The 14,983-nt window shown below is 71.2% G+C and carries 9 protein-coding genes and 1 pseudogene (1 of these 10 only partly in view); 4 read left to right on the forward strand and 6 right to left on the reverse strand.

Annotated elements, in window-relative coordinates; genetic code table 11:
- Positions 1-203: 203 nt before the first annotated feature.
- On the reverse strand, positions 204-1,712 hold the full coding sequence (gene ilvA / locus EXW95_RS11780; protein WP_174368953.1) for a threonine ammonia-lyase, biosynthetic: 1,509 nt from the start codon (positions 1,710-1,712) through the stop codon (positions 204-206).
- 578 nt (positions 1,713-2,290) lie between these two features.
- Positions 2,291-3,448: an FAD-dependent oxidoreductase gene (locus EXW95_RS11785; RefSeq protein WP_174367608.1), complete on the reverse strand. Its 1,158-nt coding sequence runs from the start codon at positions 3,446-3,448 to the stop codon at positions 2,291-2,293.
- Positions 3,449-3,521: 73 nt separating this feature from the next.
- Here EXW95_RS11785 and EXW95_RS11790 point away from each other — a divergent pair, with 73 nt between their 5' ends.
- The 3 genes from EXW95_RS11790 to EXW95_RS11800 are packed head-to-tail and all read left to right on the forward strand — an operon-like array spanning position 3,522 to position 8,595.
- Positions 3,522-4,745, forward strand: a complete 1,224-nt coding sequence (locus EXW95_RS11790; RefSeq protein ID WP_174367609.1) for a SpoIID/LytB domain-containing protein — start codon at positions 3,522-3,524, stop codon at positions 4,743-4,745.
- Positions 4,742-7,492, forward strand: a complete 2,751-nt coding sequence (locus EXW95_RS11795; RefSeq protein ID WP_174367610.1) for a hypothetical protein — start codon at positions 4,742-4,744, stop codon at positions 7,490-7,492. The genes EXW95_RS11790 and EXW95_RS11795 overlap by 4 nt, the downstream gene beginning before the upstream one ends.
- 47 nt (positions 7,493-7,539) lie before the next feature.
- Positions 7,540-8,595 (forward strand): hypothetical protein, encoded by a 1,056-nt coding sequence (locus EXW95_RS11800; RefSeq protein ID WP_174367611.1) that lies wholly within the window; start codon positions 7,540-7,542, stop codon positions 8,593-8,595.
- A gap of 343 nt (positions 8,596-8,938) precedes the next feature.
- Here EXW95_RS11800 and EXW95_RS21365 read toward each other — a convergent pair.
- The 3 genes and pseudogenes from EXW95_RS21365 to EXW95_RS11820 all read right to left on the reverse strand — a co-directional run bounded on the left by EXW95_RS21365 (position 8,939) and on the right by EXW95_RS11820 (position 12,195).
- Positions 8,939-10,545 (reverse strand): annotated as a pseudogene (locus EXW95_RS21365) (DUF4153 domain-containing protein).
- A gap of 94 nt (positions 10,546-10,639) precedes the next feature.
- Positions 10,640-11,311, reverse strand: a complete 672-nt coding sequence (locus tag EXW95_RS11815) for an amino acid ABC transporter permease (protein WP_174367614.1) — start codon at positions 11,309-11,311, stop codon at positions 10,640-10,642.
- 107 nt (positions 11,312-11,418) lie between these two features.
- The gene (locus EXW95_RS11820) at positions 11,419-12,195 is read right to left on the reverse strand and encodes a transporter substrate-binding domain-containing protein (protein WP_174367615.1); all 777 of its coding nucleotides are present in this window, start codon (positions 12,193-12,195) and stop codon (positions 11,419-11,421) included.
- 222 nt (positions 12,196-12,417) lie between these two features.
- Here EXW95_RS11820 and EXW95_RS11825 point away from each other — a divergent pair, with 222 nt between their 5' ends.
- A complete protein-coding gene (locus EXW95_RS11825) occupies positions 12,418-14,259 on the forward strand; it encodes a menaquinone biosynthesis decarboxylase (protein ID WP_174367616.1) in 1,842 nt (613 codons plus the stop codon).
- A 66-nt stretch (positions 14,260-14,325) separates the two neighbouring features.
- Here EXW95_RS11825 and EXW95_RS11830 read toward each other — a convergent pair whose 3' ends face one another.
- Positions 14,326-14,983: the 3' portion of an alpha-hydroxy acid oxidase gene (locus EXW95_RS11830; protein ID WP_174367617.1), read on the reverse strand. It continues 452 nt past the right edge of the window; the window shows 658 of its 1,110 coding nt (coding positions 453-1,110); its start codon lies off the right edge, out of view — the gene reads right to left on this strand; it ends in the stop codon at positions 14,326-14,328.

Consider the following 14,983-nt stretch of genomic DNA (forward strand, 5'->3'; position numbering starts at 1 on the left):
CCACCCGCGCGTGGGGTGAGGACCACCCCACCCCCCCTTCATGAGATGGCTGCCGGGTCAGCACGGGTCATACGGATTCCGTTTGTTTCGCTGACAATCCGGAACTTCACCGGATTGCCAGCTCCACGTCCGGAACCCGCTTTGCTCCTTCTCGCATCCGCTCGGGTTGAAAGTTTTTGCAAACCTTTCAACCGGAGTCCGTATCAGGTCAGGAACAGCCGGTACGCCGGGTTCGTCGTGACCTCGGTCGCCGGGTACCCCACCCCGGCCAGGAACGCCGCGAACTCCGGCGCGTCCGCGGGCGGCACCTGCACGCCCGCCAGCACCCGGCCGTGCGCCGACCCGTGATTCCGGTAATGGAACAGACTGATGTTCCAGCGGCCATGCAGGTGCGTCAGGAACTCCAGCAGCGCCCCCGGCCGCTCCGGGAACGTGAACGAGTACACCCGCTCGTCCGTCGCCTCCGGCGCGCGCCCCCCCACCATGTGCCGCACGTGCACCTTCGCCAGTTCGTCGTCCGTCAGGTCCAGCACCGCGTACCCACGCGACACCAGCTCGCCCCGCAACTCCGCCCGCTGACCCGGCGCCGCCAGCTGCACCCCCACGAAAATCTGCGCCTGCGCACGCGGCGCGAACCGGTAATTGAACTCCGTGATCGCCCGCGCGCCCACCACCTCGATGAACTCCCGGAACGCACCGGGCCGCTCCGGGATCGTCACCGCGAAGATCGCCTCCCGCCGCTCCCCGATCTCCGCCCGCTCCGCCACGTGCCGCAGCCGGTCGAAATTCACGTTCGCGCCGCACGTCAACGCCACCAGCGTCTCACCCTGCACGCCCCGCTCCTGCACGAACCGCTTCAGGCCCGCCACCGCCAGCGCCCCCGCCGGTTCCATCACCGCGCGCGTGTCATCGAACACGTCCTTGATCGCCGCGCACACCTCATCCGTGTTCACCCGCACCCAGTCGTCCACGTACCGGCGCGTCAGGTCGAACGTGAACGCCCCCACCTGCTTCACCGCCACGCCATCCACGAAGATGCCCACCGACTCCAGCCGCACCCGCTCTCCGGCCTGCACCGACTGGAACATCGCGTCACTGTCCTCCGGCTCCACCCCCACCACCCGGATGTCCGGCCTGAGCGCCTTCAAGACCCCCGCCACGCCCGCGATCAGACCGCCGCCCCCCACCGGCACGAACACCGTCAGCGGGCCATCCGCCTCCACCTGCCGCAGCACCTCCAGCGCCACCGTCCCCTGCCCCGCCAGCACCAGCGGATCATCGTACGGATGCACGAACGTCAGGCCCAACTCGCGCTGCAACTCGAACGCATGAGCTTCAGCGTCACTGAAGCTGTCCCCGAACAGCACCACCTCCGCCCCGCGCGCCCGACACGCCCCCACCTTGATCTCCGGCGTCGTCGCGGGCATCACGATCACCGCCCGCACCCCCAACCGCTCCGCCGCGAACGCCACCCCCTGCGCGTGATTCCCCGCCGACGCACAGATCACCCCCCGCGCCCGCTCCACCGGCGTCAACTGAGCCATCTTGTTGTACGCGCCCCGCAACTTGAACGAGAAGATCGGCTGCTGATCCTCCCGCTTCAGCAGCACCCGGTTCGCAAGCCGCGCACTTAGCCGCGGCGTCTCACTCACCGGCGTCTCCACCGCCGCCCCATACACCTTGCTCGTCAACGCCAACCTCAACACGTCCATCGCGTCCAACTCACCCGGCACCCACTCCCGAACCTGCGTCACACCCGATCACCCCTCTGTGGTCTGAAAAGAAAAACCCCCACCAGTCGGCGGGGGACGATTGGCAGCGCGCAGGCCGTCAGGCGTTCACCCCTGACCAGCGAATAATTCGCGCATCTCTCATGACGGACAGCTTAGGGGCGGCGGACTGAGTGTGACGGGGAAGGGGTAGACAAGGGACGGTGTTTTTCGCCTCGCGGCGGGTGGCCCACCCCCCAGCCCCCATCCCCAGAGGGGACGGGGGAGCGGCGTTGCACTGGGCAAGAGTTTTGTTCGATGCGGCGGCTTTTGTTCGGGCGTTGACGGGTCTGGCCTCGACGCCATTCTCCGCCCCCCGCAAGGCCCGCGCGCTGCGCGCACGACGGCCGGTGGCGGTCGGCGGTGACGGGCAGGGTGGATGGTGCGGGCCGCTGATCGACTTTGTTTCGCCTCGGCAGAGGCATGTGTTCAAGGCTCCCCTTGAGGGGAGCTGTCAGCGCAGCTGACTGAGGGGTCCCGCTGCGCAGCAGCCTCCCTTCCCACTTCCCCCAACCCACTCCCTACTGCCCCCTTCCCCCCGCGATCTCTCGCGCCAACTCGTCGGCCTTCCACAACCCGAGGGTGTCGGCGTGGGGGCCGCCGAGGAGGAGGTGGGTGTGGTCGTCGAGGCGGTCGTGGGTGGGGGTGGCGTCGGGTTGTCCGTGGGGGAGGGCGAGCCACGCGCCGGGGATGTCGGCGAGGCTGCGGCCCAGGTGCAGGTCGCTGGTGGCGAGGGCGGGGAGGGCGTCCATGAGGCCGACGAGGTCCTCGAGGGTTTCGCGGCGCAGGCCGGTGGGCACGCCGGTCAGGTGGCCGCCCTGTGGGGTGTAGCCGTGCGGGTCGCGGTGGTGGACAGCGGGGATGAGGGTGTACGCGCCGTGCTGGGGGCGCAGGGTGAGGCCGCGGGCGTGCAGGACGGGCGCGTCAGGGGTGCTGGGTGCGTCGAGGTGCGGGGTCTGCCGGTACGCGCGGGCGTGGCGGGTGTGGATGCCCAGGTGGTGTTCGGCCTGCGCGGGAGCGTGGGCGCCGGTGGCGAGGACGATCAGGGGGGCGTGGATGGTGTGGGTTGCGTGCGTGACGACCGCGTGGGTGTTCGTGACGGTCAGGCGGTCCAGCGTGACGCGCCCGCCGGGGTGGGGGGTGGCGCGGGTGTTCAGGAGGAGGTCGGTGCCGCGCCGGATGGCGGTCTGCGCGGCGGTCTGCGCGAGGGTGCCGGGGCGGTACAGGTGCGCCTCGTGGGACTGCGCGTGTGGGAGGACGCCGGGGTCGAGCAGGGCGAGGCTCTGCGGGTGCGTGGCGAGCAGGTCGCGGGTGGGCTGCGTGCCAGGGGCCGGTTCGGCGTGCAGGGTCAGGTACGGGCGGGCCTGGAGGTCGTCGCCCAGCAGCGTCCGCAGCCGCTCCAGCGTCCAGCGGGCGGCGTCGTGCTGCGCGGCGGGCAGGTGCGCCCGCGTCCAGATGCCCGGGGCGAGGATCGTCGCGCCGTCCTCGTTCGGTAGGCCGCCCTCCTCGATCAGCAGGGTCTTCAGGTGCGGGGCGTGTTCGGTCAGGGCCAGGGCCAGGGCGCTGCCCATGCGGCCCGCGCCGAGAATCAGGACGTCGTAGGCGGGCTGCGGGTCGCTGCCGGGCGTGAAGGGCTGGCCGACGTGGGCCCACACGCGGCCAGGGGTGGGGGTGGTCATGCGGGCATGATCGCCCGTTCTCACGCGCCTGTCAGGCGGGTGGGGGTGGGCGTGCGTATACTCGACCTTGATCATGCGTTCATTTCTGCGTGTTGGCGCTGCGGTGTGCGGCGGGCTGCTGCTGGGCTCTGGGGCGTCGGCGCTGAATGTGCGGGTGCTGGTGGCGGCGGCGCCGCAGCTGACCGTGCGGGTCGCGGCGCCCGCCCCGGCGCCGGGCGCCCTGAACGTGCCCGGCGCGCCCGGCGCGGCGCCGCTGCCGGTGCAGGCGTGGACGGTGGGCGTCAGCGGCGCGCAGCTCACCCTGAACGGCCAGCCGACCGGGAACGCCAGCCTGTACCTGCCGCCCAGCGCGGGCAGCGTCGTGGAGATCGCCGGGAAGACGTACCGCGGCGGCGTGCAGCTTCGCATCGAGAAGGGCGGCGTGCAGGGCATCAACGTCGTGGACCTGGAGGACTACCTGCGGGGCGTCGTTCCGGCCGAGATGCCCGCGTCGTGGCCGTCGGCGGCGGTGCAGGCGCAGGCGGTGATCGCGCGCACGTACGTCACGGCGCGCATCAATCCCGCCACGCCCTTCGACACCTGCGCCACGGACGCCTGTCAGGTGTACGGCGGTGTGGCTGCCGAGAAGCCGCAGGCGGACGCGGCGATCGCCGCGACGCGCGCGCAGGTCGTCGCGTTCGGCGGGAAGCCCGCGAGTACCTTCTTCAGCAGTGACAACGGGGGGTTCACGGCGTCCAGCGGCGAGGTGTGGGGCCGTGACCTGCCGTACCTGCCCGCCAAGGCCGATCCGTTCACGGCAGGCGGCCCACGCGCCCGCTGGCAGCTGCAGGTCCCCCTGACCCGCGTGCAGGAGGCCGCCGGGAACGCCGGGGTGCGCGTCGGGCCGCTGAAGGGCGTGTCGGTCACGCGCGTCAGCGAGTCGGGCCGCCCGCTGGAGATCACCTTTGTCGGCGCGACCGGAACCGGGAAGCTGACCGGGGCCAGCGCCGGGGGCTTCGTGCGGGCGCTGGGCGCGTCCGGCACCCGCGTGACGCTGTCCGGCCTGAACCCGCTGGTGCTGACCGGCAGCGGCAGCGGGCACGGCGTGGGCCTCTCGCAGTACGGGGCGCTGGGTCTGGCGAACGCTGGGTACAGCCACCTGCACGTCCTGGGCTTCTACTACCCCGGCACGCAACTGGCGACCCTGACCGGCGACGCGGGCCCGGCCCGCCCGGCGCTGAGCGTGCAGGCGGCGCTGCCGGTGCCGCCCCTGGCGCAGGTCTGGGCCGCCGCGCAGCCGGACGGGTCGGGACAGTGAGCCGCGCCGCCCGCCGCCGGGGCGCGCGGGTCCGCGCGGCGCTGCTCGCGCTGGGCCTGCTGGCGCTGGGCGGCGCGCAGGCCCGCACGGTGAAGATCGTCTCGGCCGACACGCTGGAACTGCGGCAGGTGGACGGCCAGGAACTCGTGATCATCAGCGGCGAGAACGTCGAACTGCGCGTCGATGACGACGTGGTCCGGGCCAGGCGGGTGGAATTCAACCGCACGCGCCGCACCCTGACCCTGATCGGGGCCGCGTCATACCGCAGCGCCAAGGACGGCGAGGACCTGCGCGGCGAGAACCTCGTCGTGGAACTCGGCAGGGAGCAGATCAGCGGTGAGGACGTCCTGATCAGCGACGCCCGCCTGGAAATCCGTGGGCAGGAGGTGGACCGCATTCCGGGGCAGCTGCGCGCTGCGGGCGGGTACTTCACGACCTGCGCCCGCTGCGGCCGCACCCCCAACGACTACGCGTTCCGCGCCGAGCGGCTGATCGTGTACCCCGGCGACCGGCTGGTCGCGTACAACGCGCAGCTGCTGCTGGCCGACATTCCCGTGCTGTTCCTGCCGGTGCTCGTGCTGCCCCTGAACGACAGGGACCGCCAGCCGCGCCTGGAGGTCGGGCGGGACGCCGTGGACGGCCTGACCGTCCTGGCCGACCTGCCGTTCAGCGTCGCCGGGAACACGCTGGGCACCACCCGGCTGCGCTACTACCAGAACCGCACGCCCAGCGTCGGGGCGGGCGTGACGCTGCGCTCTTACGCGCCGCTGCCGTTCGTGGACCGCGTGGACCTGGACCTGCTGGCCGAACCACGCCCGGTGGGGCAGACCGGGCGGGACGTGAACCTGACCTTCGGCGTGAAGGGCCGCGTGCCCCTGGCGCTGGCGGTGCGGGACCTGGACTACAGCCTGAACGTGACCCGCAGCGATACCGGCCGGAGCGCGACCGACACCCAGCGCGGCCTGACGAACGTGCAGTTCAGCGCGAAGGTGGAGTACCCGCTGTTCACGGCGGCGCTGGATTACGTGGACCGCTTCGGACCCGCGCCTACGACCGCGCTGAGTACACCCCTGAGACGCCCGGAGGTGACGGTGGACCCCAAACCGTACACGAACGGCCCGCTCAGCGCGGACGTGAAGGTCACGGCCGGGAATTACACCGCTCAGAGCAACCCCCGCTCGCCCAGTGCGACCGCGCAGGGCGTGAACATCACCACCAGCCGCCTGGAGGAGCAGCACAGCCTCGCGTACACCGTGAAACCATGGACGGACGCGGACCTGAGCCTCAGCAACACCTTCACCGGGCGGTACTACGGCACCGGGGCGCGCACCGTGCAACTGGACGTGACCGGCACCCTCACGCAGCGCTGGGCGGGGTCGAACACCTTCAGCGTGAGCGCGAAGTACCTGCGGACCGAGGGCACCAGCCCCTTCGCGTTCGACGCGCTCTCGGGACGGCTGCTGTCCGCACCGGTCAGCCTGAACCTCTCCACCGTGCCGGTGAAGGACGTGAGTTTCGGCGTGGCGTACAGACGCGACCTGTTCCTGAGCAGTCAGGAGCAGGGCAACGCCACCTTCAGCCTGGGCGTGAACCGCAAACCCCTGAGCCTGACCGCCAGCGCGCAGGTGAACCCGGACAAACGCACCCTGGAGGACGTGACCTTCAACGCCACCCTGGCCGATCCGGACAGCGGCAAGGTCAAGGTCACGCCCGCGCAGCCCGCCACGGCGACCACCCCGGCCCGCCCGGCCACCGCGACCCGCACGAGCGCGTGGCCCGCCCCGAACCTCAGTCTCAGCGCGTCGGGCGGGTACTCGCTGGCGACCGGCCCCAGGCCGCTGACCGTCACGGCCGCCGTGACCGGTGACGTGCGCAGCAACCTCTTCAGCGCCACCGTCGTGCACAACGTCCGCACGCCCGAGATCACCTCCGTGGGCTTCCGTTACAGCCTGACCCGCACGCAGGACACCGTCCTGAACGCCCTGGCGGTCAGCGGGGACGAGACGCTGAATCCGGTCACGGGCCTGCTGAGCGGCAGCCTGACGGCCCAGTGGCGCGGCCAGTACCAGTTCCGGACGTCCCACAGCCTGCTGCTGCAACGCCCGGACACCGCCACCAGCAGCGGCACCCTGGACTTCAGCGTCGGCACGCTCAGCGGCAGCCGCGACTCCTGGACCGTCAGGTACGGCGGCGCGTACGACCTGCGCCGCGGGGGCTTCACCGCGCCGCAGCTGAGTGGAGAACTGACCCGCACCCGCAGCGGCCAGAGCCTCGCCGTGACCGCCGTGATGAACACCCCCGGCCTGGACCAGAAACGCACCGAACTGACCCGCGCGCAGCTCAGCGGCGCCGCGCAGTTCGGCAGTCGCTTCTGGGTGTCCGGCAGCGCCCTGTACACCCGCACCCGCAGCGGCACGTACCCGGACGACATCGCCACCGACACCCTGCAACTCAACCCGCTGCGCGTGAACCTGGGCCTGGGGCGCGCGGGCGAGCGTCCCGGCGCGTACCTGACCGGCACCCTCACACAGAACTTCACCTGGGTGGACGGCGTGCGCCAGACGCCGGGCCCGCTGACGCCCGTGTTCGGCCTGACCATCGACCGCTGCTGCTGGGCGCTGCAGGCCGAGGCGGACCTCGTGAACCGCCGCTACCGGATCGCGGTGGGCCTGCCCGGACAGACCGGGTACCCGCTGTTCGAGCTGACCCCCAGCGGCGCGAGCGTGCCCCTGATCTCCACGCCCTGACCCGATCCGCCTGATCCGTCCTGCCTGACTCCACGGAGGTGCCCCTCATGCGCCGACTCCTGCTCCTGCCCGCCCTGACCGCCGCCCTCCTGACCGCCTGCACCGGCACCGAGGAAGTCACGTACGCCGTGCAGCTGAACGTCCTGACCGACACGGACACCTCGGGCCGCGCCACGCAGTTGCGCGCCCTGAACACCGACGGCGGCGCCGTGAACACGGTGGCCGTCACGGGCGGCGTGCAGGTGCTGCCCACCAGCAGCACGCGGCGCGTCATCACCGTCCGCAGCGACGCCGCCGAGACCCGCGCGCCCGACGGCAGCGACCCGCAGGCCTTCGCGGACCCCGGCTTCACGCCCTGCTACACCCGCGCCGCGCAGGACGCAGGGCGCACCCGGCTGCTGCTGCTCAGCGAGTGCAGCGGCGTGCAGCGCGCCGCGCTGTTCGACAGTGCCAGCCGCACGCTGGTCTGGTCGGCGCTGCTGCCCACCTATCTGCCGCCGGTCACCACGAACGACACGCCCCCCACCCGGCTGGCCGTACAGGGCGACGTGGGCCTGGTCACCCGCGCCCGCCTGAACGGCGGCAGCGAGGTCATCCGCGTGGCCGTTCCCACCACTGGCGGCAGCGCCGAGGCCAGCGTCCCCCTCGCCATTCCGGCGGTGTTCGACCTCGCGCCGTCAGGGGCGCGCATCCTGGCCGCCACCGACACCGGCATCCAGGCGCTGAAGACCACCGGGGAACCCGACAGCGCCACGACCCTCACCGCGTTCGGCGCGACGCGCTACGACCGGCTGTGGACCGGCGGCACGCTGATCGCCGCGTGGCGCAGCAACGTCCTGGCAGGCACGGGCGATACCCCACTGCGGCTGTGGGATAGCGCCCCCACGGCCGCCGCCACGACGGCCGCCACGGTCGCCACCCTGTCCGGCATCCGCGACCTGACGCTGCCCGGCGACGGGAAGGCGTACGTGCTGGCCGGGCAGAACCTGAACCGCTACGACGTCACGCTGGGCCTCTCGACCGGGAACTGGGCCGTGAAGACCCTCAGAACGCTGACCGAGCCGCTCAGCATCGCCTGGACGGTGCCGGTCACGACCCCCTGATCAATGGTGCGGACAGGGTCATCACTTCAGGGCAGACCGACGACGAACACGCCGTGTTGACTCCTCCCCCTTGAGTGGGGAGGCTGGGAGGGGGTGAGCAGGAATGGCGTCACAGAAGACGTTTTCCATGCTTGTCCCTTCTGGTGCCTGAACAGTGTTCGCACCATTGCTGATACGGATTCCGTTTGTTTCGTTGACCGATCGGAACGACACCGATCGGTCGACTCGACGTCCGGAACCCGTTTTTCTCCCACTCGCCCTGCTGAGTCGCTCTGCGAGTCCGCTCGGGTCGAAAGGTGGTGCACACCCTGCCACCGGAGTCCATATGACCTCCGGCTGCGCGTCAGCGCCTTCTGGGCACGGAGATGTTCTCCGGCGGGTCGGTGACCGGTTCGGTCGGGACGGGCAGGCGTAGCGCGGCCTGACGGGCGCGGGCGTGCGCGAGGGTCCAGGCGCGCGGGTCGCGCGTTTCCGCGTACCCGTCCCGCAGGTACCGGGTCAGCGAGGAGGCCCCGATGCACTCCAGCACGCCGCTCGCGCCGGGGTTGGGCGTGCAGTCGGTCAGGACGTCCAGGTGCGCGGCCATGACGGGCACAGCTCCCGCGCCCAGGCGCAGCAGTTCGGCAGCGTTCGCCCGCTGCGGCTCGGTGCGCTGCGCGTTCGTGACGCCCGACAGGTCCCGCGTGATGTTCACCCGCGCGATCAGGTCCGCCGGGTTCAGCGCGGTCGTGACGAGCAGCGTGCCCAGGCCCAGCAGCAGCGCCGGGTACGCGAAGCGGCTCGCCCGGTCCCGCCAGAGGGTCACCGCCAGCCACGCCAGGGTCAGCGTCACCCACACGAGGAACGCGGCGCCCAGCACGCGCGTCTCGCTCAGGCCGTACGCCTGGGTGTACAGCACCCAGCGCTGCGCGGCGGACGCCAGGATCACCGTCTGCGGCAGCAGCACGGCGGCGTTCAGGGCGCGGAAGGCCGGGCGGCGGCGGGACTGCGGGGTGCTCAGGGCGTACGCGACGCGCAGCACCGCGGCCGTCAGCAGGGCGACGGTCATCAGCTGCCCGAAGCCCTCGCGGATGTACGCCGCGTACGTCTGCCCGCCCGGCAGCGCGCCGCCCAGCAGCAGCGGCAGCTGCCGCGCCGCGAACGCCGTGAACAGCAGCGCCAGCGCGCCCAGCGGCACGCCCGTCTCGATCAGGCCCAGCCGGCCCTCACGCGGGCGGGGGGGAAGAGGCTGGGCCGCGCGGCGAGCAGCGCGCCGTACACCAGTCCGCCGGTCAGGATCAGCCAGCCGATCAGGTGCCCCAGGGTGCTGATGGACTGCCCGAGGTTCACGTCCAGATGCAGCAGCGCCTCCAGCGCCCGCGCGAACGACGCGTCTGCCCCGGCCAGCAGCGGCGCGAACACCGCGAGCAGCGGCACGGTCAGCAGCGCGCCCACGCCCACCCTCCCCCAGGTGCGCGGCGCGTCGGAGGCGGGTTTCAGGTGCGCCCACGGGAAGCGGTCGAGCAGCACGGCCAGCCCGTAGATGACGTGAATGCCGCTGCTCAGCGCCGCGCCCAGCCCGTCGAGCACGCCTGCCCGCGCCAGCCCCGGGAAGCGCAGCGCCGCCGAGCCCAGCCCCAGGCACAGCGTCAGCGCCAGTGCGTTCAGGAAGCCCAGGTCGGGCGTGGGGTCCCACAGCGTGAACGTCACGCCGAACAGGGCGGCCAGCGTCAGCAGCGTCACCCCCTCACGGCTGGGGGGCGTGCCCTCCCGCCGCGCCCGCCACGTCACCACGCCCAGGTACAGCGCCGTCCACACCGCCAGATTCAGCCCGAACGCGCCGCCCGCGCCCTCGGTCAGCAGCAGCGCGGACAGGGCCAGTCCGGCGGCGGTCAGCAGCGGCCACGCCAGCCTCGGCGCGGCGGGGGAGGGGGCCTGGGGAACATCGGCGGGCGCACCGGGGAGGGTCATGCCCGCACCGTACTCACCGGGCCCTCACGCGGCGTCCACCGGAGGGTCTACAGCGAAAGGAGGAGAAGCCCCCTCCTCCCGACCGGGCCGGGCGCTACCCGCCGCGGGCGAAGCGGCGTTCCAGCAGGCGCTGCACGACCTCCAGCAGGCTGCTGACCGCCCAGTAGATCAGCGCCGCCGCCAGATACGGCCCGAACGGCTCGAAGGTCCGCGCGATGACCAGCTGCGCGCTGCGCAGCAACTCCACGACCGTGATCACGCTGACCAGTGACGTGTCCTTCACCAGCCCGATCAGGGTGTTGCTCAGGCTGGGCAGCGCCACGCGCGCCGCCTGCGGCAGGATGATCAGCCGCATGGTCTGCGCGGGGCTCAGGCCCAGGCTGGTCGCCGCCTCACGCTGTCCTTTAGGGATGCTGAGGATCGCGGCGCGCATCGTCTCCGAGAGGTACGCGGCGGCGTTCAGCGTCAGGGCGATCACGCCGCCCGCCACCGGGTTCAGCGTGACCCCCAGGCTGGGCAGCCCGTAGTAGATGACGAAGATCTGCACGAGCAGCGGCGTGCCGCGCATGAACGACACGTACAGGCCACTCAGGCCCCGCACCCAGCCCAGCCGCGACAGCCGCGCCAGCGCCACCAGGAACCCCAGCGGGAGGCCCAGCACCATCGCGCCCAGCGCGAAGCCCAGCGTGACGGGCAGCGCACCCAGCAGGGTCGGCAGGGACGTCCAGGCGCTCTGGAGGACGAGTTGCAGCTGTTCGGTGTTCATGGGATCTCCAGGGGAGGTGGACGGCCGGGCAGGGAAAGAGCTGTGGGCGACAGGCTCCGAGGATCACAGCCTCGCATGTTGTCGCTCACAGCTCACGGCCCAGAGCTTCAGGGTTTGCTGACGTCCTGACCGAACCACTTGCGGCTGATCTTGGCGTACGTGCCGTCGGCCTTGAGTTGCAGCAGGGCCCTGTCCACGGCTGCTTTCAGGCTGGTGTTGGTCTTTTTCATGGCGATGCCGACCGCTTCGGGGTCGCCGATGACGCCCGCGCCGCGCACGGGGAGGTTCTGGGACTTGATGAGGTACCCGACGAGCAGGCGGTCGTTGTAAGCCGCGTCGAGGCGTCCGGCGGCGAGGTCCGCGAGATACTCGGGCGCGCCGGGGTACGTGACGACGTTGATGCCGCCCGCGTCGCGCAGGCTCTTCTCGAAGTTGCTGCCCAGGCCCACGCCCACGCGTTTGCCCTTCAGGTCGGCCAGGGTCTTCGGCGCGAAGCTGCCGGTCTTCTTGACGATGATCTGCGGGCTGGAGTACGCGTAGGGTCTGCTGAAGCCGATGGTCTTCTGGCGTTCGGCGGTGATGCCGACCTGGTTGACGATCACGTCGTACTTGTTCGCCTGGAGGCCGGCGAGGATGCCGCTCCATTCGGTCAGGACGAACTCGGCCTTCAGGCCCAGCTTGGCGGCGACGGCTTTGGCGATGTCCACGTCGAAGCCGGTGAGGTTGCCCGACGCGTCCCTGTACGTGAAGGGGGCGTAGGTGCCTTCCATGCCGATCTTCAGCACGCCTTTTTGCAGGGTGCTGGGGGTGGCGGCGTGGGCGCTGCCGAGGCCGAGGGTCAGGGCGAGCAGGGGCAGGGTGACGCCGGTGATGTGCTTGGTCATGGGACTCCTTGGGGGGCTGCCGGGGCAGCCGGGTGGGTGGGGGGAGGGGGGCGGGGAGCGGGACCTCCGCGCTGATCTCAATAGCGTACAACTTCGGTCAACTACTAGATAGTGTCGTGTCTACACTATCCGGCCAGGGCCGCCCGACCGCTCCTGCGACCACCGGGGGAAACCTCGTGCGCGGGTACGGTTGCCCCGCCCCCTGCCCTCTACACTCGGCGCATGGCCTTCCCGGACATTCAGAGCTTCATGCGCCTCCTCGAACAGCGCGGCGAACTGATCCGCGTCACGACCCCGGTCAGCCGCGAGCTGGAAATCACCGAGATCGCCGACCGCATGGTCAAGCGGGGCGGCCCGGCGCTGCTGTTCGAGAACGTGCTGGGCAGCGACTACCCAGTCGCCATCGGCCTGCTGGGCACCAAGGAACGCGTGGCGCTGGCCCTCGGCGTGGACGACCTCGACGGACTGGCCGAAAAGGTCCGCAACCTCATCGACCTGTCCGGCGGCGGCAGTAAACTGGGCCTGCTGAGCAACGTCACGAAACTCCGCGACGCCATGAACCTCCCCCCGCGCCGCGTCCGCAACGCCCCCGCGCAGGAGGTCGTGTGGCGCGGCGACGAGGTGGACCTCTCGAAGATCCCGGTCCTGAAATGCTGGCCGCTCGACGGTGGGCCGTTCGTCACGCTGCCCCTCGTGATCACGAAGGACCCGGAGACCGGCGAGCGCAACATGGGCATGTACCGCGTGCAGGTCATGAGCAAAAACAGCACCGGCATGCACTGGCAGCGGCACAAGACCGGCACCAGACACCTGGAGAAGGCCAGGAAACTGGGTCAGCGGCTGGAGGTCGCGGTCGCCATCGGCGGCGACCCGGCCCTGATCTACGCCGCCACCGCGCCTCTGCCCCCTGTGCCGGGCCTGGACGAGTTCGCCCTGGCCGGGTACCTGCGCGGCCAGCGCTACCCCGTCGCAAAGGGCGTCACGGTGGATCTGGACGTGCCCGCCAACGCCGAGTTCGTGCTCGAAGGGTACGTGGACCCCAGCGAGGACTGGGTGATGGAGGGGCCGTTCGGGGATCACACCGGCTTCTATACCCTGCCGGACCTGTACCCGCACTTCCACGTCACCGCCGTCACCATGCGCCGCCATCCCGTGTACCCGGCGACCATCGTGGGCCGCCCCCCCATGGAGGACGCGTACCTGATCGAGGCGTCCGAACGGCTGTTCCTCCCCGCCGCGCAGCTGATCATCCCCGAGATCGTCGATTACCACATGCCGCCCGCCGGGGTCGCGCACAACCTCGTGTTCGTGAGCATCAGGAAGTCGTATCCGGGGCAGGCGTACAAGGTCGCCAACGGCCTGTTCGGTCTGGGCCAGATGATGTTCGCCAAGGTCATCGTGGTCCTCGACGAGGACGTGACCGTCACTGACTTCGACGCCGTCTGGCGCGAGGTCACGCAGAAGGCCGTGCCGGGCCGCGACACCCTCACCACGCGCGGCCCCATCGACGTGCTCGACCACTCCAGCCGCGGCTGGGGCTACGGCGGGAAACTCATCATCGACGCCACCACCAAACGCCCCGAGGAGGTCGGCAGCGCCGCCAGCAGCCGCCCCGACCAGGCCGGGGACGTCCTGTCTCCCGAAGGCTTCACGCCGCGCGCCGCGCAGGACCTGCCCACCTTCGACGGCGTCCTCGCCCAGCAGCAGACCCCGGACGGCTACTGGCTGGTCGCGCTGCACAAGACCCGCGCCGGACAGGCCCGCGACCTCGCCGCCGCGTTCGCCGCGCACCCCGCCGCACACGGCATCCGCCACCTCCTGATCTGCGACGACCAGACCGACGTCAACGACATTCAGGATGTCTGGTGGACCATCCTGAACAACATCGATGCCGAACGCGACGTGACCCTGCACGGCCACCTGCTCGCCTGGGACGGCGCGCAGAAACTCCCCGAGGAAGGCTTCGTCCGCGAGTGGCCGCCCAAGATCGTCATGGACAAGGACATCGTGAACCGCGTGGACCGCCTGTGGAACGTGTACGGCCTGCCGGAATCCCTGCGGTAACACAAGGATGGAGCGGGGGTCAGGGCTGACGCTCTGGCCTCCGCTCCGGTTGTTGGAGGGCCTGATCTACAGCCGCACCAGTGCCGGGGTCAGGTCCCCCACCCGCGCGGCGCCGCACAGGGCCATGGCGAGGCGGAATTCGTCCTGCAGCAGCTCCAGGGTGCGTTCCACGCCGGGCTGTCCTCCGGCGGCGAGGCCCCACAGGGCGGCCCGGCCGAGGAACACGGCGCGGGCGCCGAGGGCGACGGCTTTCAGGACGTCCGTGCCGCGTGTGACGCCGCCGTCGAGGTAGATCTCTGTGCGGCCCGCGACGGCGTCCACGATCTCGGGCAGGGCCTCGAAGCTGCTGATGGCGGTGTCCAGCTGCCGTCCGCCGTGGTTGCTGACCCAGACGTGGCAGCCGTGCTCGGCGGCCAGAATGGCGTCCTCGGCGGTCAGGATGCCTTTCAGGATTATGGGGAGGGGGGTCTGGCCGCGCAGCCAGTCGAGGTCGCGCCACGTGAAGGTCTTGTCCACGAGGTTCTGGAAGTAGTTGGCGAGCTGCGAGCCGCGGTCCGTCTCGGTCTGCGCGAGGTCCTCACGGCTGGCGACGTTCGGGGCGCCCAGGTGCGCGGGCAGGGCGAAGCGGTGGCGTTCGTTCGCCTCGCGGCGGCCCAGGAACGGGGCGTCCACCGTGAAGACCAGCGCTCGGGCGCCCGCGGCCAGGGCGTGGTCCAGAATGGCG

Origin of the sequence: Deinococcus sp. JMULE3, from assembly GCF_013337115.1 — a bacterium.
Taxonomy (GTDB): domain Bacteria; phylum Deinococcota; class Deinococci; order Deinococcales; family Deinococcaceae; genus Deinococcus.